This window comes from Enterobacter sp. JH25 (genome assembly GCF_021725435.1).
GTDB lineage: Bacteria > Pseudomonadota > Gammaproteobacteria > Enterobacterales > Enterobacteriaceae > Enterobacter > Enterobacter intestinihominis.
This window is the reverse complement of the sequence record NZ_CP091319.1, coordinates 3,609,841-3,635,214: the sequence shown is the minus strand read 5'-3', so window position 1 is coordinate 3,635,214 and position 25,374 is coordinate 3,609,841. Positions and strand designations below refer to the sequence as shown.

Sequence of the window (25,374 nt, the reverse complement as noted above, 5' to 3'; positions counted from 1 at the left end):
CAGGAGTGCAACAATGAGTACATTAAGCCACGCGGCGAGCAGCGCTGAGAAGCGCACCAACGCCCGATACTGGATAGTGGTGATGCTGTTTATCGTCACCTCTTTCAACTACGGCGACCGTGCCACGTTATCCATTGCCGGCTCTGAGATGGCAAAGGACATCGGACTTAATCCGGTGGGTATGGGTTATGTTTTCTCCGCATTTTCATGGGCCTACGTAATCGGCCAAATCCCTGGCGGCTGGCTGCTGGACCGATTTGGCTCAAAACGGGTCTATTTCTGGTCCATTTTCATCTGGTCGATGTTTACCCTGTTACAGGGCTTCGTGGATATCTTCAGCGGCTTCGGCATTATCATTGCGCTCTTTACCCTCCGCTTCCTGGTGGGTTTAGCGGAAGCACCATCTTTCCCGGGCAACAGCCGCATTGTGGCCGCCTGGTTCCCGGCGCAGGAGAGGGGAACGGCGGTAGCAATCTTTAACTCGGCGCAATACTTTGCGACGGTTATTTTCGCGCCAATTATGGGCTGGCTGACGCACGAAGTGGGCTGGTCGCACGTCTTCTTCTTCATGGGCGGGCTGGGGATCGTCATCAGCTTTATCTGGCTGAAAGTGATCCACGAACCAAACCAGCACCCGGGCGTGAACAAGAAAGAGCTGGACTACATTGCTGAAGGCGGGGCGCTGATCAACATGGATCAGAAAACCCAGAAAGCAAAAGTCCCGTTCAGCCAGAAATGGGGGCAGATCAAACAGCTCGTCGGCTCACGGATGATGATCGGTATCTATCTCGGCCAGTACTGCATTAACGCCTTAACCTACTTCTTCATCACCTGGTTCCCGGTTTACCTGGTGCAGGCGCGCGGGATGTCGATTCTGAAGGCGGGTTTTGTCGCCTCTGTGCCAGCCATCTGCGGCTTCGTGGGCGGGGTGCTCGGCGGGGTCATCTCCGACTGGCTGATGCGTCGCACCGGTTCGCTGAATATTGCGCGTAAAACGCCAATCGTGCTCGGCATGCTGCTCTCCATGACCATGGTGTTCTGTAACTACGTCAGCGCGGAGTGGATGATTATCGGCTTTATGGCGATGGCCTTCTTCGGTAAAGGCATCGGCGCGCTGGGCTGGGCGGTGATGGCAGATACCGCGCCGAAAGAGATCAGCGGCCTGAGCGGCGGTCTGTTCAACATGTTTGGCAACATTTCCGGCATTGTCACCCCAATCGCTATCGGTTACATCGTCGGCACCACCGGCTCCTTCAATGGTGCGCTGATTTATGTAGGCGTCCATGCGCTGGTGGCGGTACTCAGTTACCTGGTGCTGGTGGGGGACATCAAACGAATCGAGCTGAAACCTGTTGGGGAGCGCGGATGATGACAACGCAATCAAGCCCGATTGTGACGGAGATGAAAGTCATCCCGGTGGCGGGTCAGGACAGCATGCTGCTCAACATTGGCGGCGCGCATAACGCCTGGTTCACCCGCAACATCGTGGTGCTGACCGACAGCGCAGGGAATACCGGCGTCGGGGAAGCGCCTGGCGGAGAGGTGATTTACCAGACGCTGGTCGACGCCATCCCGCAGGTGGTTGGGCAGGAGGTCGCCCGCCTGAACAAGGTGGTTCAGCGGGTGCATAAGGGCAACCAGTCGGCTGATTTTGATACCTTCGGCAAAGGTGCCTGGACGTTTGAACTGCGCGTTAACGCGGTGGCGGCGCTGGAGGCGGCTCTCCTTGATTTACTGGGCAAGGCGCTGAATGTGCCGGTCTGCGAACTGCTGGGGCCAGGCAAACAGCGTGATGCAGTAACGGTGCTGGGCTATCTGTTCTACGTTGGCGACCGGACGAAAACCGATCTGCCGTATCTGGAGCGCTCGCCGGGCAGCCACGCGTGGTATCACCTGCGTCATCAGGAAGCGCTCTCTGGCGAGGCGGTGGTACGCCTGGCAGAGGCGGCGCAGGATCGCTACGGCTTTAAAGACTTCAAGCTGAAAGGCGGCGTTCTGCCGGGCGAACAGGAGATTGACAGCGTGCGCGCGTTGAAAAAATGCTTCCCGGAGGCACGCATCACCGTCGATCCGAACGGCGCCTGGCGGCTGGATGAAGCTATCGCGCTGTGCAAAGGACTGGGCGACGTGCTGACCTATGCGGAAGATCCGTGCGGCGCCGAGCAGGGCTTTTCTGGTCGCGAGGTGATGGCCGAATTCCGCCGCGCTACCGGGCTGCCGGTTGCGACCAACATGATCGCCACTAACTGGCGCGAAATGGGCCACGCGGTGATGCTGAATGCGGTGGACATACCGCTGGCTGATCCGCACTTCTGGACCCTTTCCGGCGCGGTGCGCGTGGCGCAGCTGTGCGATGACTGGGGACTCACCTGGGGCTGCCACTCCAATAACCATTTCGACATTTCGCTGGCGATGTTTACCCACGTTGGCGCGGCGGCGCCGGGTAACCCGACCGCCATCGATACGCACTGGATCTGGCAGGAAGGCGAAGCGCGCCTGACCAAAAATCCACTTGAAATCAAAAACGGCACCATTGCCGTACCGGATGCGCCGGGGCTGGGCGTGGAGCTTGACTGGGATCAGATCCACAAGGCGCATGAAGCGTATAAAAAACTGCCGGGCGGCGCGCGCAACGACGCAGGCCCGATGCAGTACCTTATCCCCGGCTGGACATTTGACCGTAAGCGCCCTGTATTTGGACGTCACTGATAAAAGGATCGAACGATGAGCACATTTTCTACCCCTGTAGTCACCTCCATGCAGATCATTCCTGTCGCGGGACATGACAGCATGCTGATGAACCTGAGCGGCGCCCATGCGCCGTTCTTCACCCGTAATATTGTGGTGATCAAGGACAACTCAGGGCATGCCGGTGTCGGTGAAATCCCGGGCGGGGAGAAGATCCGTAAAACGCTGGAGGACGCCATTCCGCTGGTGGTGGGTAAAACGCTGGGCGAGTACAAAAATGTACTGACCAGCGTGCGTACGACCTTTGCCGATCGTGATGCGGGTGGCCGTGGTCTGCAAACGTTTGATCTGCGTACCACTATCCATGTGGTCACGGGCATTGAAGCCGCGATGCTGGATCTGTTAGGCCAGCATCTGGGCGTCAATGTCGCCTCCCTGCTGGGCGACGGCCAGCAGCGCAGCGAAGTGGAAATGCTCGGCTACCTGTTCTTTATCGGCAACCGCAAACTCACCCCGCTGCCGTACCAGAGCCAGCCGGACGAAAAATGCGACTGGTATCGTGTGCGTCACGATGAAGCGATGACCCCGGATGCGGTGGTGCGCCTGGCTGAAGCCGCGTATGAAAAATATGGCTTTAATGACTTCAAGCTGAAAGGCGGCGTACTGGCGGGTGAAGAAGAAGCTGAGGCGATTGCCGCGCTGGCGAAGCGCTTCCCGCAGGCGCGCGTCACGCTGGATCCGAACGGTGCCTGGTCCCTTGATGAGGCGATCAAAATCGGTAAGCAGCTCAAAGGCGTGCTGGCCTACGCGGAAGATCCGTGCGGCGCAGAGCAGGGGTTCTCTGGACGTGAAGTGATGGCGGAGTTCCGTCGCGCCACCGGGCTGCCAACCGCCACCAACATGATCGCGACCGACTGGCGCCAGATGGGGCACACGCTCTCGCTGCAATCGGTGGATATTCCGCTGGCAGACCCGCACTTCTGGACGATGCAGGGCTCGGTTCGCGTGGCGCAGATGTGCCATGAGTTCGGCCTGACCTGGGGCTCGCACTCCAACAACCACTTCGACATCTCGCTGGCGATGTTCACCCACGTAGCGGCTGCTGCGCCGGGCAACATTACCGCTATCGACACCCACTGGATCTGGCAGGAGGGCAATCAGCGCCTGACCAAACAGCCGTTTGAGATCAAGGGGGGGATGGTGCAGGTTCCAGCTACGCCGGGGCTGGGCGTTGAACTGGATATGGATCAGGTCATGAAAGCGCACGAGCTTTACCAGAAACACGGGCTGGGTGCACGTGATGATGCGCTGGCGATGCAGTACCTGATCCCAGAGTGGTCATTCGACAATAAACGTCCGTGCATGGTACGATAAGCCAACTGGGACCGCTCCCATTGGCGGTCCCTTACGTGGTGTATGCTTAACGTAACTAACATGCGTAAGGATGGCTTATGAAAATTGTTATCGCTCCGGACTCGTATAAGGAAAGCTTGAGCGCGCTGGAGGTGGCGACAGCGATAGAGGTCGGTTTTCGCGAAATTTTCCCCTCAGCGGAGTACGTCAAATTACCGGTTGCCGATGGTGGCGAAGGGACGGTGGAAGCCATGGTGGCAGCCACCCATGGGCGTCTTGTCCATGTTCCCGTTACCGGGCCTTTGGGAGAACACGTGGAAGGGTTTTTCGGGTTATCCGGAGACGGGAAAAGCGCGTTTATCGAGATGGCGGCCGCGAGCGGTCTGGAGCTTGTTGCTCCTGCAAAGCGTAACCCGTTAATTACCACCTCGTGGGGGACCGGGGAACTGATCCGTCATGCGCTGGATGCGGGCGTTAAGCATATCATTATTGGCATTGGAGGCAGCGCGACCAATGACGGTGGCGCAGGCATGGTGCAGGCGCTGGGCGTAAAACTGCTGGATGCGAAAGCACAGCCCGTTGGGCCGGGCGGCGGCGAACTGGCAAGCCTTGCGCATATCGATCTTAGTGGGCTGGATGAGCGGCTGGCAGACTGTCGAATTGAAGTGGCCTGCGATGTGACCAACCCCCTGATTGGCGAGACTGGCGCTTCTGCGGTATTCGGTCCGCAGAAAGGGGCGACGCCGGAGATGGTCAGGACGCTGGACAACGCGCTTGCGCATTACGCAAACATTATCGCCAGGGATCTGGACATTGACGTCTTAAACCTGGCGGGGGGCGGAGCAGCTGGCGGAATGGGGGCGGCGCTGTATGCATTTTGCGGGGCACAGCTTCGTCGGGGGATTGAGATTGTCACCGATGCCCTGCATCTCGATGAACAGGTCGCGGACGCCGATCTGGTGATCACGGGCGAAGGGCGTATCGACAGCCAGACGATCCACGGCAAAGTGCCCGTTGGCGTGGCGAGAGTCGCGAAACGCTATAACAAACCGGTTATCGGCATTGCCGGCAGCCTGACGGCGGATGTTGGCGTGGTGCACGAGCACGGACTGGATGCGGTATTCAGCGTGATTTACACCATCTGCTCGCTGGAGGATGCGCTGGAAAATGCGCAACAGAATGTACAGATGGCCGCAAGGAATATTGCGGCGGCCATAAAGGTGGGGCAGGGGATGTCGCGTTAACGTTCGTGCTCCTGTAGGCCCGGTAAGCGAAGCGCCACCGGGCTTTTTCTTAGCTTCCCAACACCTTCATCGCTTCCCGCGTCACGTTGTCCATCTCGTCCAGCAGCTCCAGAAACTCCGGCTCAAGATCGGATTCTGGCGTACCCGCGCGGAGCTGCTGTTCAAGCAACTGGCAGAGATTTTTCAACCGCGGCACGCCGCTGTAGCCGCAGCTACCGTGCAGTTTATGGATGGCCTCCAGCAGCCCTTCAGGGTTTTCGCCCACCAGCTGTTCTTCAACCTTGTTACGGATCTCAGGCAGGAAGTCCACCAGCATTTGCAGCATATCGCGGGCCAGATCGGCTTTGCCTGCTGCCTGGCGCAGCGCCAGTTGCCAGTCAAACGTGGCATTCTGGTTAACGCTGATTTCCGGCGATTCAGCTGAAATGGTGTACGTCCCGCCAATGTGCCCCGGTTTGTAGCGCAGCAGCAGGCTGTGCAGCTTCTCTTCATCAATCGGTTTCGCCAGATAATCGTTCATGCCCGCACCCAGCAGTTTCTCTTTTTGTCCCGCCATCGCGTGCGCCGTCACGGCAATCACCGGCGTCTGCTGCTGGTGCGGAAGCTGACGAATTAATTCGCAGGCGCGGATGCCATCCATGCCCGGCATCTGAATATCCATTAGGATCAGGTCAAACTGCATCTGTTTGGCTTGTTCTACGGCTTCGGCGCCGCTGGTACACAGTTCAACGTGCTGAACCTGATCCTCAAGCAGCACGCCAATCAGCTTAAGGTTTGCCGGGTTATCATCCACGGCCATCACTGTCATCGGCAGCTTATGTTCGTCGTTTTCCAGCGGCAGGGACTGATGCGTCAGACGGCAATATTCAGTCAACGCAGGTAACAGCCGTGTGGCGGTGAGGGGTTTCAGCAGACATGCCGCCGCCCCGTCGTTTTTAAGCTCCTCGGCGTTGATTTGGGCGTGGCACGGCAGAGCCAGCAGCAGGTAGTCCGTCATTGAGGCAGCCTTTGCCAGCCGTTCCTGCTGCATGGTCAGTTCTCCGGTAAACGTCACCGGAATCCCCAGCAAAAGAATATCGTAATGATCGTTCGCCAGCGCAGAGAAGGTCGGGCTGTAGACCACCTCCAGCGGCGTGCTGCTTAATACATCCAGCGTACACTGCGCCGCGGCGGCGTTCGGTTCCACATAGGCCAGACGCATCCCTTTCAGGCAGTCGGTGACCGGACCGTCGGTTTGCACGTTCGGATTAAGATCAAGATTGATATGGAACCAGAAGGTCGAGCCCCGGTTAGGCTGGCTGTGGAAGGAGATATCGCCTCCCATCTCTTTCACCAGCTTTTGGGTGATCACCAGACCCAGGCCCGTTCCGCCGTGACGACGGGAAATGCTCGCATCGGCCTGGCGGAACGCCTGGAACAGACGCGACTGATCGCGCTCCGGAATGCCGATGCCGGTATCCCGGATCTGAACTTCAATCTGGACCTTATTATTACTGAGCGCCCTTTTTTCGACCAGAATGTCGATGTTGCCGCTCTCGGTGAACTTAATCGCGTTGCCCACCAGATTGGTGATGACCTGTTGCAGGCGCAGCGGGTCGCCAATGACGTTATCCGGTACGTCATTTTTGATATTGAGCGTCAGTTCCAGCCCCTTATCATGCGAGGAGTGGGCGAGAAGCGTGACCACGTCATCCAGTGTGCTGCGCAGCGGGAAGGGGATACTCTCCAGAATCAGCTTGCCCGCTTCCAGCTTCGAGAAGTCCAGTACGTCGTTAATAATGGTCAGCAGGTTGTTGGCTGAGCGTTCAATGGTATGCAGGTGGTCACGCTGGGTCGGGTTGAGCTCGCTTTTGAGCGTCAGACGGGTGAAGCCAATCACCCCGTTCAGCGGCGTGCGCAGCTCATGCGACATGTTTGCCAGGAACTCAGACTTAATACGGGCCGCCTCCTGAGCGCGTTTTTTCGCCAGATCCAGCTCCACGTTCTGGATCTCCATCTGCTCCAGCGTTTCGCGCAGGTCAGAGGTGGCTTGGTCAACGTTGTGCTGCATCTCTTCGTGATAAGCCGCCAGCGACATCGCCATTGAGTTGATGCCGTTTTTCAGCATATCCAGCTCGCCGAGCATGAAGCCTTCCACGCGGCTGTCCAACTGACCCCGGCGGATCCGGTCAACGGTATTCACCATGTTACGGATAGGCCCCGTGACGTCGCGCATCAGCCGCCAGCCGAAGATCAACGCGATGCCGATACAGAACAGCATCATCACGCCGGAGATGAATATTTCTTTGTACTGCTGGAGCCGCACCGACTTGAGATCCAGCTCCAGCGCCACATATCCCAGCATATTATTGCTGGACTTCGCATCGGACTGGGCGGATTCGTCGGGTGAATAGCTTTCTGAGATAATCGGCGTGCGCAGGATCATGATATCGCCGCGCCGCAGGACCGTGAGATGACGCGGGAAAGGGGTACCTTCCGGGATTTTCAGCGACGTGGGATCCAGATGGAAATTCGAGGTGACGAACAGACGGTTATGCTCATCGTAAACGGAAATGGCGCGCACAATCTCTGAATGACGGCGGTGCAGCACGCTGATTAACTGACCAATGGATTCACGGTTTTGCAGGTTCATACCGTACTCGCTGGAGACGGCCAGCGGTTCGATAATGCTGGCCCCGGCATCTTCAAGCTGTCTCTGCAAATCGTTATAGCGATGCACCACAAAGAAAATGCTCAGCAGCAAACCGATGAGAACGGTAGGAGCGAGGATCAAAATCATCATGCGCGCGCGCAGGCTGTAGTTGGTCATGGAGTTCCGTTATGGGACAATCAGGCTAATTATGTTTATTTGAGAACAATCTCGGCGATGGCGCAATTCTACTCTGCAAAACGACGCGTGACGACGCGTCAGATCATAACTGTTGAAGCCTCTGACCTCGATCCTTTTGGACAGGGGGTAGCGCGTCACAAGGGTAAGACACTGTTTATCACAGGTTTGCTGCCAGGAGAACGCGCAGATATTACGCTGACGGAAGACAAACGCCAGTATGCGCGCGGCCAGGTCAAGCGCCGTCTTAATGATAGCCCGGAGCGCGTGACGCCCCGCTGCCCCCATTTTGGCGTTTGCGGAGGCTGTCAGCAACAGCATGCCAGCACAGAATTACAGCAAAAAAGTAAAAGCAACGCGCTGGCCCGCCTGCTAAAACATGACGTCAGTGACATCGTTGCTGACCAGCCGTGGGGCTACCGTCGCCGCGCTCGCCTGAGTCTAAGCTACCAGCCAAAAACTGAAAGGCTGGAGATGGGTTTTCGCAAAGCCAGCTCCAGCGATATCGTCTCCATCACGCAATGCCCTGTTTTGGTGCCCCAACTTGAGGCACTGCTCCCGGCCGTGCACCACTGTCTTGCATCGCTGGATGGTGTGCGTTCGCTGGGCCATGTCGAACTGGTGCTGGCCAACGGCGGCCCGCTGATGGTGCTGCGCCACACCGCACCGCTGTCCAGGGCAGATCGCGAAAAACTGGAACGCTTTTCGCATTCTCATGAGCTTGCGCTTTTCCTCGCGCCGCAAAGCGAGATACTTGAGCAGGTTAGCGGAGACGCGCCCTGGTATGCGTCAGACGGGCTACGCTTAACGTTCAGCCCGCGGGATTTTATCCAGGTCAATGACGGCGTGAACCAGCAGATGGTGGCGAACGCGCTGGCGTGGCTTGACGTCCAGCCCACCGATCGGGTGCTCGATCTGTTCTGCGGTATGGGTAACTTTACCCTGCCGCTGGCCCGCAAAGCAGCAAGCGTGGTCGGGGTGGAAGGCGTTGAGGCGCTGGTGGCGAAAGGCCAGGAGAACGCCCAACAGAACGGCTTGCAAAATGTGACATTCTTTCATCAAAATCTTGAGGATGATGTTACTCAGCAACCGTGGGCTAAGCAGGGCTTTGATAAGATCCTGCTCGATCCGGCGCGCGCAGGTGCGCCGGGCGTGATGCAGCATATAATTAAACTCGCGCCTGAACGCGTGGTCTATGTTTCCTGTAACCCGGCGACGCTGGCCCGTGACAGCGAAGCATTATTGAGCGGGGGTTACCAGATTCGGCGTCTGGCAATGCTGGACATGTTCCCGCACACTGGACATCTGGAATCAATGGTGTTGTTCGAGCACATCTAATGAGTTTGGCTTGTCGACTTCGACAGGCCCTTGTCCCTAAAGGAGAGGACGATGGTTGCGGTAAGAAGTGCACATTTAAATAAAGCTGGTGAGTTTGACCCTCAAAAATGGATCGCAAGTCTGGGGATTTCCAGCCAGCAGTCGTGTGAACGCTTAACCGAAACCTGGGCCTATTGTTTACGCACAACGCAGGGGCATCCGGACGCTGAACTGCTGTTGTGGCGCGGCGTGGAGATGGTTGAAATTCTCTCCATGCTTAACATGGATATCGAAACGCTACAGGCCGCACTGCTGTTCCCACTGGCAGATGCTAACGTGGTGACGGAAGACGTGCTGCGTGAAAGCGTCGGCCAGTCCGTCGTGGCGCTCATCCACGGCGTGCGTGATATGGCCGCCATCCGTCAACTGAAAGCCGCGCAAACGGATTCTGTCTCTTCCGAGCAGGTGGATAACGTCCGCCGCATGCTGCTGGCGATGGTGGATGATTTTCGCTGCGTGGTGATCAAGCTGGCCGAACGGGTTGCCCATCTGCGCGAAGTGAAGGATGCGCCGGAAGACGAGCGCGTCCTGGCCGCCAAAGAGTGTACGAATATCTATGCGCCGCTGGCGAACCGTCTGGGTATCGGGCAACTGAAGTGGGAGCTGGAAGATTACTGCTTCCGCTATCTGCATCCGGCGGAATACAAACGCATTGCAAAATTGCTGCACGAACGCCGCATCGACCGCGAGCACTATATCGAGGAATTTGTCAGCGGGCTGCGCCAGTCGATGAAAGAGGAGAATGTGCGCGCCGAGGTCTACGGGCGTCCGAAGCACATCTACAGCATCTGGCGCAAAATGCAGAAGAAACACCTCGCCTTTGACGAGCTGTTTGACGTGCGCGCCGTGCGTATCGTGGCGGAGCGTCTCCAGGACTGCTACGCCGCGCTGGGGATAGTACATACTCACTTCCGCCATCTGCCGGATGAGTTCGATGACTACGTCGCGAACCCCAAACCGAATGGCTATCAGTCCATCCACACTGTGGTGCTCGGCCCCGGCGGCAAAACTGTGGAAATTCAGATCCGTACTAAACAGATGCACGAAGACGCCGAGCTGGGCGTCGCCGCGCACTGGAAGTACAAAGAAGGCACTTCCGGCGGCGCGCGCTCCGGTCACGAGGACCGTATCGCCTGGCTGCGTAAGCTGATTGCGTGGCAGGAGGAGATGGCCGACTCCGGCGAAATGCTCGACGAAGTGCGCAGTCAGGTCTTCGACGATCGCGTCTACGTCTTTACCCCGAAAGGGGATGTGGTTGATCTGCCGGCAGGCTCTACGCCGCTCGATTTCGCCTACCACATTCACAGCGACGTGGGGCACCGTTGCATCGGGGCGAAGATCGGCGGACGTATCGTACCGTTTACCTATCAGCTACAGATGGGTGACCAGATTGAAATCATCACCCAGAAGCAGCCAAACCCAAGCCGCGACTGGCTGAATCCAAACCTCGGTTACGTGACCACCAGCCGCGGGCGCTCTAAAATTCACGCCTGGTTCCGCAAGCAGGATCGTGACAAGAATATCCTTGCCGGTCGTCAGATCCTTGACGACGAGCTGGAGCATATCGGGATAAACCTGAAAGAGGCGGAGAAGTTCCTGCTGCCGCGCTACAACTTCAACGAGCTCGACGAACTGTTAGCGGCGATTGGCGGCGGCGATATCCGCCTGAACCAGATGGTGAACTTCCTGCAAGCGCAGTTCAACAAGCCAAGCGCGGCAGAGCAGGATGCGGCAGCGCTGAAACAGCTCCAGCAGAAAACCTACGCTCCGCAGCAGCGCAGCAAGGACAATGGCCGCGTGGTGGTTGAAGGGGTGGGTAACCTCATGCACCATATTGCCCGCTGCTGCCAGCCGATACCGGGTGACGATATTGTCGGCTTTATCACCCAGGGGCGCGGGATCTCAATTCACCGCTCCGACTGTGATCAGCTTGCTGAGCTGCAATCGCATGCGCCGGAACGTATCGTGGAAGCCGTCTGGGGTGAAAGCTACTCCGCTGGCTACTCGCTGGTGGTGCGCGTCACTGCCAACGACCGCAGTGGCCTGCTGCGCGACATCACCACCATTCTCGCCAACGAGAAGGTCAACGTGCTGGGCGTTGCCAGCCGCAGCGATACCCGCGAGCAGCTTGCCACCATCGATATGACCATCGAAATCTATAACCTGCAGGTGCTGGGCCGGGTGCTCGGTAAACTGAACCAGGTGCCGGATGTGATTGACGCGCGTCGTCTGCACGGCGGCTGAACATCCTCTTCTGTAGGCCGGGTAAGGCAACGCTGCCACCCGGCATTTTGACATCAGGACAGAACTATGACTCAAATCGACCGCCTGCTTGGCATCATGAAACGCCTGCGCGACCCGGAAAACGGCTGCCCGTGGGATAAAGAGCAGACTTTCGCCACCATTGCGCCTTACACGCTGGAAGAGACCTACGAAGTGCTGGACGCGATTTCGCGCGAAGATTTCGACGACCTGCGCGGTGAGCTGGGCGACCTGCTGTTCCAGGTGGTGTTCTACGCTCAGATGGCGCAGGAAGAGGGGCGCTTTAACTTTGACGACATCTGCGCCGCTATCAGCGACAAGCTGGAGCGCCGTCATCCGCATATCTTTGGCGATGCCTCCGCAGGCAACAGTGCGGAAGTGCTGGCGCGCTGGGAGCAGATCAAAAGCGCCGAACGCGCTGAAAAATCCCAGCACTCGGCGCTGGACGACATTCCCCTGAACCTTCCTGCGCTGATGCGCGCGCACAAAATTCAAAAGCGCTGCTCGGCGGTAGGGTTTGACTGGACCTCTCTCGGCCCGGTGCTGGAAAAAGTGCACGAAGAGATCGACGAAGTGATGCATGAAGCGCAGCAGGCCGTTGTGGATGAAGCAAAGCTGGAAGAGGAGATGGGCGATCTGCTGTTCGCGACCGTCAACCTTTCTCGCCACCTCGGTGTAAAAGCGGAAACCGCCCTGCAAAAAGCGAACATTAAATTCGAACGTCGCTTCCGCGAGGTTGAGCGCATTGTGGCCTCGCGCGGCCTGGAAATGAGCGGCATTGACCTCGAGGCGATGGAAGAAGTCTGGCAGGAAGTAAAACGCCAGGAACATGATCTCTAACGAAATTTTGCGATCAAGCGCAATTTGTGTGATTTTTTAAATGACAAGCGCTTGATTTGCGTCAAAAACATTTACCCAAAAGGGGCTATTTTCTCACTCCTTATGTTTGTCATGGCCTGGGAAGGAGACGGAGAATGAAAGTTTGTGGCGCTCGTCGTGTTCGGGTATACTACTTTCCCGTCCTGGTTATTCCATCGTTTCACCCTAACTTCTCAGGTTCAGCATGACAACGAACTATATTTTTGTGACCGGCGGGGTCGTATCCTCTCTGGGTAAAGGCATTGCCGCAGCCTCCCTCGCAGCCATTCTTGAAGCCCGTGGCCTCAATGTGACCATGATGAAACTGGATCCGTACATCAACGTCGATCCAGGCACCATGAGCCCAACCCAACACGGGGAAGTGTTCGTTACTGAAGACGGCGCTGAAACCGATCTGGATCTTGGCCACTACGAGCGTTTCATCCGTACCAAAATGACCCGTCGTAACAACTTTACGACTGGCCGTATCTACTCTGACGTTCTGCGTAAAGAGCGCCGTGGTGACTACCTTGGCGCGACCGTGCAGGTCATCCCACACATCACTAACGCCATCAAAGAGCGTGTCCTTGCCGGTGGCGAAGGGCATGACGTTGTGCTGGTTGAAATCGGCGGTACCGTAGGGGATATCGAATCCCTGCCGTTCCTCGAAGCGATTCGTCAGCTGGCGGTAGATATTGGTCGTGAGAACGCGCTGTTCATGCACCTGACGCTGGTGCCTTACATGGCGGCAGCAGGTGAAGTGAAAACCAAACCGACTCAGCACTCCGTTAAAGAGCTGCTCTCCATCGGTATTCAGCCTGATATCCTGGTTTGCCGTTCCGATCGCGCGATTCCGGCGAACGAACGCGCGAAAATTGCATTGTTCTGTAACGTGCCTGAAAAAGCCGTTATTTCAATGAAAGACGTCGATTCCATTTATAAAATCCCGGGCCTGTTGAAATCACAGGGTCTGGACGATTATATTTGTAAACGATTCAGCTTGAACTGTCCGGAAGCTAACCTGTCTGAATGGGAGCAGGTGATTTACGAAGAAGCCAATCCGGGCGGCGAAGTGACTATCGGTATGGTCGGCAAGTATATTGAACTGCCGGATGCCTATAAGTCAGTTATCGAGGCGCTGAAGCACGGTGGTCTGAAGAATCGCGTCTCCGTCAACATCAAGCTGATTGATTCGCAGGATGTTGAAACGCGCGGCGTCGAAATTCTCAAAGATCTGGATGCGATTCTCATCCCTGGCGGCTTCGGCTACCGTGGTGTTGAAGGCAAGATCGCCACTGCACGCTATGCGCGTGAAAACAATATTCCATACCTCGGCATCTGCCTGGGTATGCAGGTTGCGCTGATTGAATTTGCGCGCAACGTAGCGGGAATGGAAAACGCGAACTCTACGGAATTTGTGCCAGACTGTAAGTACCCTGTCGTGGCGCTAATTACGGAATGGCGCGACGAAGACGGTAACGTCGAAGTCCGTACCGAGAAGAGCGATCTGGGTGGCACCATGCGTCTTGGCGCACAGGCCTGCCAGCTGTCAGACGATAGCGTGGTTCGCAAGCTGTACGGCGAGCCGGTGATTACCGAGCGCCATCGTCACCGCTATGAAGTCAACAACATGTTGTTGAAACAAATTGAAGCTGCAGGTCTGCGTGTTGCAGGCCGTTCCGGGGATGATCAGTTAGTCGAGATCATCGAAGTGCCAAACCATCCGTGGTTCGTGGCCTGCCAATTCCACCCGGAATTTACTTCAACGCCGCGTGACGGGCATCCGCTGTTTGCAGGCTTCGTGAAAGCCGCCAGCGAGTACCAGAAGCGTCAGGCGAAGTAAAAAAAGTTAGAACGGCAACGCGTACCCCTGGTACGCGTTGTTTGTCTGGAGTTTTAGTTTAACTTGTACTGAGGAAAATCTAATGTCCAAAATCGTTAAAGTCATCGGTCGTGAAATCATCGACTCCCGTGGTAACCCGACCGTTGAAGCCGAAGTTCATCTGGAAGGTGGTTTCGTCGGTATGGCTGCTGCTCCATCAGGCGCATCTACAGGTTCCCGCGAAGCGCTGGAACTGCGTGATGGCGACAAATCCCGTTTCATGGGCAAAGGCGTACTGAAAGCGGTTGGCGCTGTTAACGGTCCTATTGCTCAGGCTATCGTTGGCAAAGATGCCAAAGATCAGGCTGGCATCGACAAGATCATGATCGATCTGGACGGTACTGAAAACAAATCTAACTTCGGTGCGAACGCAATCCTGGCAGTTTCCCTGGCGAACGCCAAAGCAGCAGCTGCTGCTAAAGGTATGCCACTGTTCGAGCACATCGCTGAACTGAACGGCACCCCAGGCAAATACTCCATGCCTGTACCAATGATGAACATCATCAACGGTGGTGAGCACGCAGACAACAACGTTGATATTCAGGAATTCATGATTCAGCCTGTTGGCGCGAAATCCCTGAAAGAAGCGGTGCGTATGGGTTCTGAAGTGTTCCACAACCTGGCTAAAGTTCTGAAAGCTAAAGGTATGAACACTGCTGTTGGTGACGAAGGTGGCTACGCGCCAAACCTGGGTTCTAACGCAGAAGCGCTGGCTGTTATCGCTGAAGCGGTTAAAGCAGCAGGCTACGAGCTGGGCAAAGACATCACTCTGGCGATGGACTGTGCAGCATCTGAATTCTACAAAGACGGTAAATACGTTCTGGCTGGCGAAGGCAACAAAGCGTTCACCTCCGAAGAGTTCACCCACTTCCTGGAAGACCTGACCAAACAGTACCCAATCGTTTCTATCGAAGACGGTCTGGACGAGTCTGACTGGGATGGTTTCGCATACCAGACCAAAGTACTGGGCGACAAAATCCAGCTGGTTGGTGACGATCTGTTCGTAACCAACACCAAGATCCTGAAAGAAGGCATCGAGAAAGGCATCGTTAACTCCATCCTGATCAAATTCAACCAGATCGGTTCTCTGACCGAAACGCTGGCTGCGATCAAAATGGCGAAAGACGCTGGCTACACCGCTGTTATCTCTCACCGTTCTGGCGAAACTGAAGACGCTACCATCGCTGACCTGGCTGTGGGTACCGCTGCTGGCCAGATCAAAACCGGTTCTATGAGCCGTTCTGACCGTGTTGCTAAATACAACCAGCTGATTCGTATCGAAGAAGCGCTGGGCGAAAAAGCACCTTACAACGGTCGTAAAGAGATCAAAGGCCAGGCATAAGCCTGAACTTTCGTTCTTATGAAAAAACCCGCTTCGGCGGGTTTTTTGTTTTCTATAGCAGAAGCGGCAGCGTGGCGCTGGCCGTTTGCTGGCTTACGTCACCGTAATGGCTGTCTACTGCGATAAGGGAAGTGGTAAGCAGTTCAACCAGCAGCATCACGCCAACCTTGGCATTGAGCGCACCTGCGCTCAGCGGTCCCTCGGGCTTGGCTGCAACCAGCTGTAAATCGCTCAGGGAGGCCAGCGGGCTGCGGGGCGTATTGCTGAGCGCCAGTACCTTAACGCCACGCTTGCGGGCGAGTTTCACCACGTGAAGCAGATCCCGTGTAGAGCCAGAACTTGAGATGGCCACCACCAGCGTCTCTTTCGAGAGCGTCGTCGCATTCATGGCGGCGCGATGCATATCGCTAAACAGCTGTGCAGGTTTGCCGAGTCGCAGCAGCTTGTAATGCAAATACTCCCCCAGAATCGCGCTGGCTGCCACCCCGTAAATTTGCACTGATTGCGCCTGATGCAGGGCCAGTGTCGCCTGTTCAAGCTGGGCCCGGTCGAGGAGTTTTGCGGTATCTTGCAGCGCCTGGACAGACTCATCCACCACGTTATCTATCGCATCTCCTGCCTGACGCTCTGGCAAACCCTGCTGAATATCCAGCGCAAGCGCCATTTTAAATTCGTTATATCCCTTACAGCCCAGCGTGCGGCAAAGGCGTGTGACGCTGGCCTCGCTGGTGCCGCTTTCACGCGCCAGCTCGGTGATCGTCAGGTAGAGCACCCTGGCAGGATCGTTGAGAACAAACTCCCCCAGTTTTTGTTGCGTTGGGCTGTACCCGGAAGCCTCCTGGCGTAGCTTCAGCAGCAGGTTTTCATGGTCCGACATGCTAGATCCTTAATGCGTTTCTCTGCCAACTAGTGTGGCGGAAAGCGGGGGAGAGATGCCAGTCATTTCGAAAAAGTATGATCGGCGTCCTGGTTTTTGGTGGTAATTTTCACAATTAAAATTATATGTGGTAAAAATTTTCATCAACAACCAGGGGGATAATAAAATGATGCAAATGTTCAGCGGAGCGTCTTCCGGCGGATGGTTTGAAAAAGCGCAGCGCTTTGGCAAATCCTTTATGTTACCTATCGCCATACTGCCCGCAGCAGGTCTGTTGTTGGGGATCGGCGGGGCGCTATCGAATCCGAATACGCTTACCGCGTATCCATTTTTAGACGTTGGCTGGCTACAGGCCATATTTACCATCATGAGCAGTGCAGGCTCGATTGTGTTCGCAAACCTGTCGGTACTGTTTGCTGTTGGAGTCGCCGTTGGGCTGGCAAAAAATGATAAAGGTACGGCAGGGCTGGCGGCATTACTCGCTTATCTGGTGATGAATGCCACTATCAATGCGCTGCTGATCCTGACCGGAAAACTGGCGCATGAGAACCCGGGCGCCGTAGGGCAGGGCATGACGCTGGGTATTCAGACGCTTGAAACGGGCGTGTTTGGTGGGGTCGTTATTGGGCTTGTGACCTGCGCACTGCATCATCGGTTTAATAAAATCGCGCTTCCGCAATTTCTGGGCTTTTTTGGCGGCTCACGCTTCGTACCCATTATCAGCTCACTGGTGGCGATACTCGTCGGCGCGCTGATGACCGTGGTCTGGCCGCATTTTCAGAAGCTGATCTTTGGCCTTGGCGGTCTGGTGGATGCCACCGGCTATCTGGGGACATTGCTGTACGGCTTCATCCTGCGCATGCTTGGCCCGTTTGGCCTGCACCACATCTTTTATCTGCCGTTCTGGACCACCGCGCTTGGCGGCAGTGAAATTGTTAACGGTCACCTGGTTGAGGGCACGCAGCGGATCTTCTTCGCCCAGCTCGCCGACCCGAACACGCAGCATTTCTATGAGGGCACGTCGCGCTTCATGTCCGGGCGCTTTATTACGATGATGTTTGGCCTGCTGGGCGCCTGCCTTGCGATGTACCACACGGCGAGGCCGGAGAACAAAAAGCGGGTTGCCGGGCTGCTGCTCTCTGCGGCGTTAACCTCATTCCTGACGGGAATTACCGAGCCCATCGAGTTCTCATTCCTGTTTATTGCCCCGGTGCTGTACGTCATTCATGCGCTGTTTGACGGGCTGGCGTTCATGCTCGCGCACATGCTGCACATCACCATCGGACAAACATTCTCCGGCGGGTTTATTGATTTCGTGCTGTTCGGCATTTTGCAGGGTGAAGCGAAAACTAACTGGATGTTCGTCCCGCTGGTGGGCGTACCGTGGTTCTTCCTTTACTACTGTACCTTCCGCTATCTGATCAAACGTTTTGATTTTGCCACGCCGGGCCGTGAAAAGGAGGCGTTGGCTGACGAGGCTACCCTGCCGCAAAGCGAGCGCGCCGCGGCGGTGATCGCCGGGCTGGGAGGAAAAGACAATCTGGATGACGTTGACTGCTGCGCCACGCGCCTTCGCGTCACGGTGAAAGACGGTAGCAAAGTCAATGAAGCAGCACTGAAAGCGACCGGCGCGCGCGGCGTTATCGTCCGCGGCAACGGTGTCCAGGTCATCTATGGCCCGCACGTCACCATTATCAAAAACGAAGTGGAAGAGATCTTATCGTAATGAAAACTGTACTGGATAACCTGAAAGGAAAACTGGTCGTCTCCTGCCAGGCGCTGGAAAATGAACCGCTGCACAGCCCGTTTATTATGTCGCGAATGGCGCTGGCGGCAGCCCAGGGCGGTGCCGCTGCGATCCGCGCCAATAGCGTGGTGGATATCAAGGCTATCAAAGGGCTGGTCTCACTGCCGGTCATCGGCATCATCAAACGGGACTATCCGGATAGCGAGGTGTTTATCACCGCGACGCTCAAAGAAGTGGATGAGCTGATGGCGGTCGCCCCGGACATCGTTGCGCTGGATGCGACCGCCCGGAAACGGCCCGGTGGCGTATCGCTGGACATGCTGATCGCGCAGATCCGCACCCGTTACCCTTCGCTGCTGCTGATGGCGGATATTGCCACCGTGCAGGAGGCCGTGACCGCGCAGGCGCTGGGGGTTGATTGTGTCGGAACCACCCTTTACGGTTATACGGCAGAGACCGCGGGCCATTCGCTACCGGAAAATGACTGCGCGTTTTTGAAAGAGGTGCTGTCTGCCGTCACGATCCCCGTGATTGCCGAAGGTAACGTGGATACCCCCGATCGCGCGGCCAGGTGTCTGGAGTTGGGGGCGCATACGGTTGTCGTCGGCGGGGCGATCACCCGACCGCAGCAAATTACGGAACGGTTTATGGCGGCAATTGGCGCGCAAAGCACCGATGGAGCATGATCATCTGACGGGGATCTGCGATACTTATCGTTTATTCCCTTAACAGAGTTGACTATGCAGTACCCGATTAACGAGATGTTCCAGACCCTGCAAGGCGAGGGTTACTTTACCGGCGTTCCCGCTATCTTTATTCGTTTACAGGGATGCCCGGTTGGCTGCGCCTGGTGTGATACCAAACATACGTGGGATAAGCTCGCAGATCGGGAAGTGTCGCTGTTCAGCATTCTGGCGAAAACCAAAGAGAGCGATAAATGGGGCGCGGGCAGTGCGGAAGATCTGCTTGCCATTATTGGTCGTCAGGGCTGGACGGCGCGGCATGTGGTGATCACCGGCGGGGAACCCTGCATTCACGATTTGATGCCCCTCACCGAACTGCTCGAGAAGAATGGCTATAGCTGTCAGATCGAAACCAGCGGTACCCATGAAGTGCGCTGCTCCCATTCAACGTGGGTAACGGTTTCACCGAAAGTGAATATGCGCGGCGGTTATGACGTACTGTCGCAGGCGCTTGAGCGTGCGGATGAGATCAAACATCCGGTGGGGCGCGTGCGTGACATCGAAGCGCTGGATGAACTGCTGGCGACGCTGACGGATGAGAAGCAGCGCGTGATCGCGCTACAGCCTATCAGCCAGAAAGACGATGCAACCCGTCTGTGCATTGAAACCTGTATCGCCCGCAACTGGCGCCTGTCGATGCAGACGCACAAATATCTGAACATTGCCTGATACTTTTGTGGCCCCGCTTAACGCGGGGCTTTTGTTGTTGGCAGTAAAGCCCAGGTCACGACTGCCGACCCAAGGCAAATCGCACTGTTGAACAGCAAGGCATACTGCGCGGCACTGGCCATTCCCATCGGCAGCCATAGGGCGTACAGCGATGCGGTGACCGCGATCCCCATTGCGCCGCCAAGGGAACTGCCCATCTTATAGATCCCTGAAGCCACCCCCACTTTGTTTTCAGGGGCATTCATTACCGCCGTGTCCGTTGAGGGCGTGGCGTAACATCCGAGCCCCAGCCCGAATAAAATATTGCTCAGAAAGACGGTGACAATGTAGACCTCTTTGCTTAAGAAGGTGCATGAAATCAGCGTAATACCTGTTGCGGTCAGCAGCGGGCCGGTCATCATCGGCAGCCTGGCGCCATAGCGCTGAAGCAGTTTTTCACCCACCCGGATCATCGCCAGTACGGTAACCAGATACCCCAGCGTCATCATACCGGTCTGTAGCGGTGACAGATGATGGCCTTGCTGCAACCAGATGCTGGCGATCATCATGGTGCCAATGCAGCCGTTGAGCAGGAAATTTGAGAATACCGAGGCGCTATAGGCCCTGTTTTTAAACAGGGCGAAATCGATCAACGCCGCATCGCCCTTCCGCCGCCCGGTAACGACAAAGCACATCAGTGCAATCACGGCTCCACACAGTACAAGAAGCGATAAACTGCTGCTCCAGCCCCAGCTGTGTCCTTTGCTGATAAACAGATTGAACAGCACCAGCATAAGGACAAAACTCACCAGGCCGCTGATATCCAGCTTGTGTCGACACGCATCAGGGCTGCGGCTTTCCGGCGTGGCGCGGATAAGTAATAGCGCGACCAGAGCCACCACTATCGACAAAATAAAAATCCAGCGCCAGCCCAGCGTGGTGGCGATTGCGCCTCCCACAAACGAGCTCAGGCTACTCCCGCCCCATGAACCAATAACCCAGAAGCTGATTGCGCGCTGGCGTGCTTTCCCTTCATACCAGGTCTTAATCAGCGCCAGCGTGGCGGGCATGATGCAGGCCGCGGATAGCCCCTGTATCGCTCTTCCCAACAGAAACAGGACGGGCTCCCATGAAATGAACAGCAGACCGCTTCCGATCATGCTCAAAATCAGGCCTGTCATGGTCAGGCGCATGCGCCCAAACTTATCGGCAAACCCACCGCAGGCTACGACAAAACAGCCGCTAAACAACGCGCTCAGGCTGACGGCCAGCGTAAGGGTTTCGAGGGCAATGTCGAGGCTATTCTGCATGGCCGGAACCACGTTGATAACCGACTGGGCAAACAGCCAGAAGGTCAGAACGCTCATGACGATACCCGCCAGCAGCCGATCGTTACCGGCGTAGGCGGATGCGTCTGTCAGGGAAACGGTACTCATAATGCAGTCCTCCCGGGAAGGTGCGAATCAGCGCAGATAGTGTTCGGTCAGTGCGGCCCACAGCGCCGCGCCGGTGAGGAGAATAGTGTCGTTAAAGTCGTAGCCCGGGTTATGCACCATGCAGCGGTCAGGCTCATCGCCAGCGCCAAGGGTGAAATAACAGCCATTGGGATTTTTCTCGAGCATGAACGCAAAGTCCTCGCTGCCCATAAACGCATTCACCTCCGCGACGGAATCCTGACCGAACAGATCGGTGGCGACGCTGCGCACCATCTCATTGGCTTGCGGATTGTTTTTCAGTACCGGGCTGCCATTAATGTGTCGAATGGTAGCCGTGGCATTGAAACTTTCCGCCTGCGCAACGGCGATATCATGGATGCGCTGTAGCACGGTTTGCCGCACGCTTTCATCCAGCGTGCGCACGGTAAGTTTCATCAATACTTTGTCGTTGATGATGTTGGGGGCATGTCCGGCCTGAATACTGCCTACGGTAACGACGGCAGGCTGAAAAGGGGTGATATTGCGCGAAACAATGGACTGCAAAGCGATAGTGATATGACAGGCAACCAGGGTGGCGTCTACGGTATGTTCTGGCACCGCGCCGTGCCCCCCCACGCCGTTAACCTCAATATGAAGGGTGTCCGAAGAGGCCATCATGGCGCCATCGCGCAGACCAATTTTTCCGACGGGCTGTGACGGCATATTGTGCAGACCAAAAATGTGGTCGCAGGGGAACAGGTCAAACAAACCGTCCTCTACCATAACGCGTCCGCCATACAGAAGTTCTTCCGCGGGCTGAAAAATAAGGTGCAGCGTGCCGTTAAAATTGCGGGTGCGTGCCAGGTACTCCGCTGCATACAGGAGCGTTGTGGTGTGGCCGTCATGACCGCAGCCGTGGAATTTACCCTCAACGGTACTGCTCCAGGCCTTGCCGCTGTTTTCCTGCATAGGCAGCGCATCCATGTCGGCGCGCAGACCCAGGCGTTTAGGCCCGTTACCCACCTTCAGTGTGCCGACCACACCGGTTTTCGCCAGGCCGCGATGAACCTCATATCCCCATTCCTCAAGCAACGCCGCAACGCGATCGCTCGTATTGTGCTCCTCAAAACCAATTTCAGGATGCTGATGAAAATAGCGACGTAATTCAGTGAATTGGGCCTCTTTGCCGCGCAGAGCTTCGATAATTGGATGTGTCATTTTTGTTATCCTTTTTATGCCAAACGGTGATAATTTCGAGTCTATGACGATCGCACTGCCAGAAAATGCATTTTTTTGTTGTAAAGCGACGGTTTTGTTTTGATTGTTTTTCATACAATTCCGTTATGACAAAAAAGAGCCGGTCATTATTTGTCTTTGATGAGGGGAAAGATGAATCAGCGGGGAGATGAATTTTGGGTGGAGATCCAGGACATTCGCCACTGCGTGGAGGATGAAGGCGATACGCTAACGTTGCTCTGGGTGCTGGAAGGGCGGGCTGAGCTGAATACCGATGTGGCACGTGACATCCTGGAGGCCAATACCCTTGCCATCATCAACCGTCATCGGCGCTGGCAGTTCACGAGCGAAACGGCAAATATCACCCTGCGCGTGTCCCTTTCCGGGCGCTGGGTGGTCCAGCTCTGCAATGATTTTTTTGTCCATGATTACGCTATACCGGCAGAAGCCGGAGGCGTCTGGCCCCAATGCGATGCGCTTCGCGATCTGCTGCGCCAGCTTCTTGTGGTCACCCTCATCAACGACCCACACCGCTACCGGCTGGAGGCGTACCGCTGGCTGAGCGAGATATTGCTGTTGCTGACCAGCCGCTTTCAGCAGCCCGCCCGGTTTTTGTCCCGTGAACTTTCCCCAGCGCACAGCAAACGCATTGCCCGGGTGATAGAGCGGATCAATGCCAGTTATTCTCGCCGTATTACGCTTGCGGAAATCGCCGCGAGTGAATATGTCTCTGAAGCCTGGCTCTCTCGTCTCTTTAGAAAGGAGGTGGGGATCAGTTTCATGCAGTACATCACCACCCTGCGGCTGGAAAAGGCGGCTGACGCGCTCCGTCTGACGAACCGACCGCTGCATCAGATTGCGCTTGAGCAGGGTTTCGCCAGCACGCGTATGATGACCGATCGGTTTCGGCGTGTTCACAATATGTCCCCGGGTGAGTTTCGTAAGTCCCGACGCCAGCACCCGGAGGCCACACGTGTTCGTACGGACAGGTGTGAGCAGCGCTATCCGGTGGCCATGGATAAACTGTTTAGCCTGCTCAATGAACCGGTGGCGCGCGGCTGGGGAGCCTCCCCGCTTATCGATCGACCGCAGCAGGAGCAGACACTGGATCTTGAGCAGCTTAATCCTCTCTCCACCTCGCTGCGTCGTATGCGGGTGGTCATTACCCTGCGTGAGCTCGACGATTTACTGCGTGAGGACGTTCGTCAGAATCTTGAAGCGATAAATGAGGCCATTCCCATAGAGGGAATTGATATCGCCGAACCTTTTCTCAGCAGCCGTCTGTTTGCCACCGGGTGGGATGACCCCCAGATGGCGGGCTACGCCTGCTGGTACAATCTGCATCAGCTCTTCACCTGGCTGGCAAAAAAGCAATGGACGGTGCTGCTGCACACCGGCGTAACGACCCGTCGCGATCTACTTGCCCGTTTTTTACAACGGTCGGTCAATCATTTTTCGCCCGAGATCACCGCGGGCTGGCACTTTGTCATGCACTGGTCAACACAGGCGAGTGAGGAGACCCGGGAGCAGGTCTGGCTGGCGCAGCAAAACGTCATACGCAACTATCTGCCACAGGCAAAGTTTGGTTTATGGCATCGATTTTCACCCGACAGCGCGGGCGTGAGCGACAATACCCTGTTCAGCTCAGCCATCCTGATGCAGGCCGATTTTCTTGCCTGTTCAGCCGATGCCAATGAACTTCTCGATCCTGCGCAGCGGGAGCCAGCCCAACTCTCTTCTACAGAAAATTATCCGGTACAGAAGATCCGCCAGATTATCGCCGCCCTTCGTCTGCGCAAATGTTCGCTTCCCGTCTGGCTTCTCTCCTGGAATACCCTCACCGGGAACACGCGGGCGACAAACGGCTGGTTTTTTCGTGGGGCGCTGCTGATGCAGAGCCTGCTCGGGCTATCGGAACAGGTCTGGCTAGGGGGATTCTGGCTCAATTCGGGCCTTCAGGGTGAAGCCCGTGCGAACAACACCATCGATACGTCAAGCCTTGCGCTACAGTACAACCATGGTCTTCCACGGCCGGTTTATTGGGTACTCTGGCTCTGGCAACGCCTGCGGGGCGAGGTGCTGGTAAACGACGGGCGTGTTCTGCTCACGCGCCATCACAATGGTTACCAGTTGCTGCTGCGTAATGTGGTGGTTTTTAATCCGCTCCTTTCCAGTGAAGAAGCATTCATCCAGCGTTTTCGCCAGCAGTATCATTTACACCTGAAGGGAATGCGCGGTATTTGGCGAATTAAACGCCATCTTTTCGATCAGCATAACGGCGCGCTCTATCCGTTGCTTGAAGGGGTAGGCAGCGAAAGCGGCCCTGACGAAGAGATGTGGCGCTGGATAGCGCACAAAGCGCGTCCAACGCTTTCCCTGTACGATGAACGCATTGATGACGGCTGGCAACTGACAGAATCACTGGAGAGTAATGCGCTGGTGCTCTATGAGTTTACACCGCTCGTGCCTCTTGAGGCCGAAACGGAGGAGATTCACTCCCCGCGGTAGACGCAGCCTGCCGTGCAGGTCTCTTTGATCATGACCGCGTTCAGCAGCGGCACAAGCGGTTTCATCTGATCCCAAATCCATTTCGCCAGCACTTCGCTGGTCGGGTTTTCAAGGCCCGGAATATCATTCAGATAGTAGTGATCGAGACGATCGTAGGTCGGCTTAAACGCGGCCTTCAGTTCGGCAAAGTCCATGATCCAGCCCGTATGGGGATCGACTTCACCGGTGATTTCAAGACGCACCATAAACGAGTGTCCATGCAGGCGGCCACATTTGTGCCCGGCAGGAACGTGTGGAAGGTGGTGTGCGGCTTCGAAGGTGAAATCTTTAAACAGTGTGGTGGACATCATAGCTCTCAGGAATGCGG

The 25,374-nt window shown here is 56.3% G+C and carries 18 protein-coding genes; 13 read left to right on the top strand and 5 right to left on the bottom strand.

The window, feature by feature from the left end; all coding sequences use genetic code 11:
- The first annotated feature begins 13 nt into the window (after nt 1–13).
- The 4 genes from gudP to L2Y28_RS17350 all read left to right on the top strand — a co-directional run bounded on the left by gudP (nt 14) and on the right by L2Y28_RS17350 (nt 5,285).
- Nucleotides 14–1,369: a galactarate/glucarate/glycerate transporter GudP gene (gene gudP / locus L2Y28_RS17365; protein ID WP_022649210.1), complete on the top strand. Its 1,356-nt coding sequence runs from the start codon at nt 14–16 to the stop codon at nt 1,367–1,369.
- Entirely contained in the window at nt 1,369–2,709 is a 1,341-nt protein-coding gene (locus L2Y28_RS17360; protein WP_032622393.1) for an enolase C-terminal domain-like protein, read from the top strand. Before gudP ends, L2Y28_RS17360 begins: the two co-directional genes overlap by 1 nt.
- 15 nt (nt 2,710–2,724) lie before the next feature.
- Entirely contained in the window at nt 2,725–4,062 is a 1,338-nt protein-coding gene (gudD, locus tag L2Y28_RS17355) for a glucarate dehydratase (protein WP_022649208.1), read from the top strand.
- A gap of 77 nt (nt 4,063–4,139) precedes the next feature.
- Nucleotides 4,140–5,285, top strand: coding sequence for a glycerate kinase (locus L2Y28_RS17350; RefSeq protein ID WP_022649207.1), 1,146 nt, complete (start codon nt 4,140–4,142; stop codon nt 5,283–5,285).
- A gap of 49 nt (nt 5,286–5,334) precedes the next feature.
- Here L2Y28_RS17350 and barA read toward each other — a convergent pair whose 3' ends face one another.
- A complete protein-coding gene (barA, locus tag L2Y28_RS17345; protein ID WP_022649206.1) occupies nt 5,335–8,094 on the bottom strand; it encodes a two-component sensor histidine kinase BarA in 2,760 nt (919 codons plus the stop codon).
- Nucleotides 8,095–8,151: 57 nt separating this feature from the next.
- On the opposite strand from barA, the gene rlmD reads away from it, so the two are divergent.
- The 5 genes from rlmD to eno all read left to right on the top strand — a co-directional run bounded on the left by rlmD (nt 8,152) and on the right by eno (nt 15,833).
- Nucleotides 8,152–9,450 (top strand): 23S rRNA (uracil(1939)-C(5))-methyltransferase RlmD, encoded by a 1,299-nt coding sequence (gene rlmD / locus L2Y28_RS17340; protein ID WP_022649205.1) that lies wholly within the window; start codon nt 8,152–8,154, stop codon nt 9,448–9,450.
- A gap of 51 nt (nt 9,451–9,501) precedes the next feature.
- On the top strand, nt 9,502–11,733 hold the full coding sequence (gene relA / locus L2Y28_RS17335) for a GTP diphosphokinase (RefSeq protein ID WP_022649204.1): 2,232 nt from the start codon (nt 9,502–9,504) through the stop codon (nt 11,731–11,733).
- A 66-nt stretch (nt 11,734–11,799) separates the two neighbouring features.
- Nucleotides 11,800–12,591 carry a nucleoside triphosphate pyrophosphohydrolase gene (gene mazG / locus L2Y28_RS17330; protein ID WP_022649203.1) on the top strand — a complete coding sequence of 264 codons (792 nt, stop codon included), beginning with the start codon at nt 11,800–11,802 and terminating at the stop codon, nt 12,589–12,591.
- Between the two features lie 223 nt (nt 12,592–12,814).
- The gene (gene pyrG / locus L2Y28_RS17325; protein WP_022649202.1) at nt 12,815–14,452 is read left to right on the top strand and encodes a glutamine hydrolyzing CTP synthase; all 1,638 of its coding nucleotides are present in this window, start codon (nt 12,815–12,817) and stop codon (nt 14,450–14,452) included.
- Between the two features lie 82 nt (nt 14,453–14,534).
- A complete protein-coding gene (gene eno, locus L2Y28_RS17320; RefSeq protein ID WP_022649201.1) occupies nt 14,535–15,833 on the top strand; it encodes a phosphopyruvate hydratase in 1,299 nt (432 codons plus the stop codon).
- A gap of 52 nt (nt 15,834–15,885) precedes the next feature.
- On the opposite strand, the gene L2Y28_RS17315 is transcribed toward eno, so the two are convergent.
- Entirely contained in the window at nt 15,886–16,710 is an 825-nt protein-coding gene (locus tag L2Y28_RS17315; protein ID WP_015571725.1) for a MurR/RpiR family transcriptional regulator, read from the bottom strand.
- A 166-nt stretch (nt 16,711–16,876) separates the two neighbouring features.
- Here L2Y28_RS17315 and L2Y28_RS17310 point away from each other — a divergent pair, with 166 nt between their 5' ends.
- From L2Y28_RS17310 to queE, 3 genes are read left to right on the top strand one after another with little or no spacing between them, the layout of a single operon-like run.
- Entirely contained in the window at nt 16,877–18,436 is a 1,560-nt protein-coding gene (locus L2Y28_RS17310) for a maltose/glucose-specific PTS transporter subunit IIC (RefSeq protein ID WP_023330180.1), read from the top strand.
- The gene (locus L2Y28_RS17305) at nt 18,436–19,143 is read left to right on the top strand and encodes an N-acetylmannosamine-6-phosphate 2-epimerase (protein WP_022649199.1); all 708 of its coding nucleotides are present in this window, start codon (nt 18,436–18,438) and stop codon (nt 19,141–19,143) included. Before L2Y28_RS17310 ends, L2Y28_RS17305 begins: the two co-directional genes overlap by 1 nt.
- Nucleotides 19,144–19,197: 54 nt before the next feature.
- Nucleotides 19,198–19,869 (top strand): 7-carboxy-7-deazaguanine synthase QueE, encoded by a 672-nt coding sequence (queE, locus tag L2Y28_RS17300; protein WP_006811780.1) that lies wholly within the window; start codon nt 19,198–19,200, stop codon nt 19,867–19,869.
- A gap of 17 nt (nt 19,870–19,886) precedes the next feature.
- Here the strand turns inward: queE and L2Y28_RS17295 are convergent, their stop codons facing one another.
- Both L2Y28_RS17295 and L2Y28_RS17290 read right to left on the bottom strand, forming a co-directional pair.
- Complete coding sequence (locus tag L2Y28_RS17295; protein WP_022649198.1) at nt 19,887–21,284, bottom strand: MFS transporter; 1,398 nt, start codon at nt 21,282–21,284, stop codon at nt 19,887–19,889.
- 27 nt (nt 21,285–21,311) lie between these two features.
- Nucleotides 21,312–22,481 (bottom strand): M20 aminoacylase family protein, encoded by a 1,170-nt coding sequence (locus L2Y28_RS17290; protein WP_022649197.1) that lies wholly within the window; start codon nt 22,479–22,481, stop codon nt 21,312–21,314.
- Between the two features lie 171 nt (nt 22,482–22,652).
- On the opposite strand from L2Y28_RS17290, the gene L2Y28_RS17285 reads away from it, so the two are divergent.
- Entirely contained in the window at nt 22,653–25,007 is a 2,355-nt protein-coding gene (locus tag L2Y28_RS17285; protein ID WP_022649196.1) for a helix-turn-helix domain-containing protein, read from the top strand.
- Here L2Y28_RS17285 and queD read toward each other — a convergent pair.
- On the bottom strand, nt 24,992–25,357 hold the full coding sequence (gene queD, locus L2Y28_RS17280; RefSeq protein ID WP_236919562.1) for a 6-carboxytetrahydropterin synthase QueD: 366 nt from the start codon (nt 25,355–25,357) through the stop codon (nt 24,992–24,994). The two genes, L2Y28_RS17285 and queD, sit on opposite strands and share 16 nt — an antisense overlap.
- Between the last annotated feature and the right edge of the window lie 17 nt (nt 25,358–25,374).

What these genes read in the sequence shown, in the direction of transcription:
- gudP (WP_022649210.1), top strand. Translation starts at nt 14, where the DNA reads ATGAGTACATTAAGCCACGCGGCGAGCAGCGCTGAGAAGCGCACCAAC.
- L2Y28_RS17360 (WP_032622393.1), top strand. Translation starts at nt 1,369, where the DNA reads ATGACAACGCAATCAAGCCCGATTGTGACGGAGATGAAAGTCATCCCG.
- gudD (WP_022649208.1), top strand. Translation starts at nt 2,725, where the DNA reads ATGAGCACATTTTCTACCCCTGTAGTCACCTCCATGCAGATCATTCCT.
- L2Y28_RS17350 (WP_022649207.1), top strand. Translation starts at nt 4,140, where the DNA reads ATGAAAATTGTTATCGCTCCGGACTCGTATAAGGAAAGCTTGAGCGCG.
- barA (WP_022649206.1), bottom strand. Translation starts at nt 8,094, where the DNA reads ATGACCAACTACAGCCTGCGCGCGCGCATGATGATTTTGATCCTCGCT.
- rlmD (WP_022649205.1), top strand. Translation starts at nt 8,152, where the DNA reads ATGGCGCAATTCTACTCTGCAAAACGACGCGTGACGACGCGTCAGATC.
- relA (WP_022649204.1), top strand. Translation starts at nt 9,502, where the DNA reads ATGGTTGCGGTAAGAAGTGCACATTTAAATAAAGCTGGTGAGTTTGAC.
- mazG (WP_022649203.1), top strand. Translation starts at nt 11,800, where the DNA reads ATGACTCAAATCGACCGCCTGCTTGGCATCATGAAACGCCTGCGCGAC.
- pyrG (WP_022649202.1), top strand. Translation starts at nt 12,815, where the DNA reads ATGACAACGAACTATATTTTTGTGACCGGCGGGGTCGTATCCTCTCTG.
- eno (WP_022649201.1), top strand. Translation starts at nt 14,535, where the DNA reads ATGTCCAAAATCGTTAAAGTCATCGGTCGTGAAATCATCGACTCCCGT.
- L2Y28_RS17315 (WP_015571725.1), bottom strand. Translation starts at nt 16,710, where the DNA reads ATGTCGGACCATGAAAACCTGCTGCTGAAGCTACGCCAGGAGGCTTCC.
- L2Y28_RS17310 (WP_023330180.1), top strand. Translation starts at nt 16,877, where the DNA reads ATGATGCAAATGTTCAGCGGAGCGTCTTCCGGCGGATGGTTTGAAAAA.
- L2Y28_RS17305 (WP_022649199.1), top strand. Translation starts at nt 18,436, where the DNA reads ATGAAAACTGTACTGGATAACCTGAAAGGAAAACTGGTCGTCTCCTGC.
- queE (WP_006811780.1), top strand. Translation starts at nt 19,198, where the DNA reads ATGCAGTACCCGATTAACGAGATGTTCCAGACCCTGCAAGGCGAGGGT.
- L2Y28_RS17295 (WP_022649198.1), bottom strand. Translation starts at nt 21,284, where the DNA reads ATGAGTACCGTTTCCCTGACAGACGCATCCGCCTACGCCGGTAACGAT.
- L2Y28_RS17290 (WP_022649197.1), bottom strand. Translation starts at nt 22,481, where the DNA reads ATGACACATCCAATTATCGAAGCTCTGCGCGGCAAAGAGGCCCAATTC.
- L2Y28_RS17285 (WP_022649196.1), top strand. Translation starts at nt 22,653, where the DNA reads ATGAATCAGCGGGGAGATGAATTTTGGGTGGAGATCCAGGACATTCGC.
- queD (WP_236919562.1), bottom strand. Translation starts at nt 25,357, where the DNA reads ATGATGTCCACCACACTGTTTAAAGATTTCACCTTCGAAGCCGCACAC.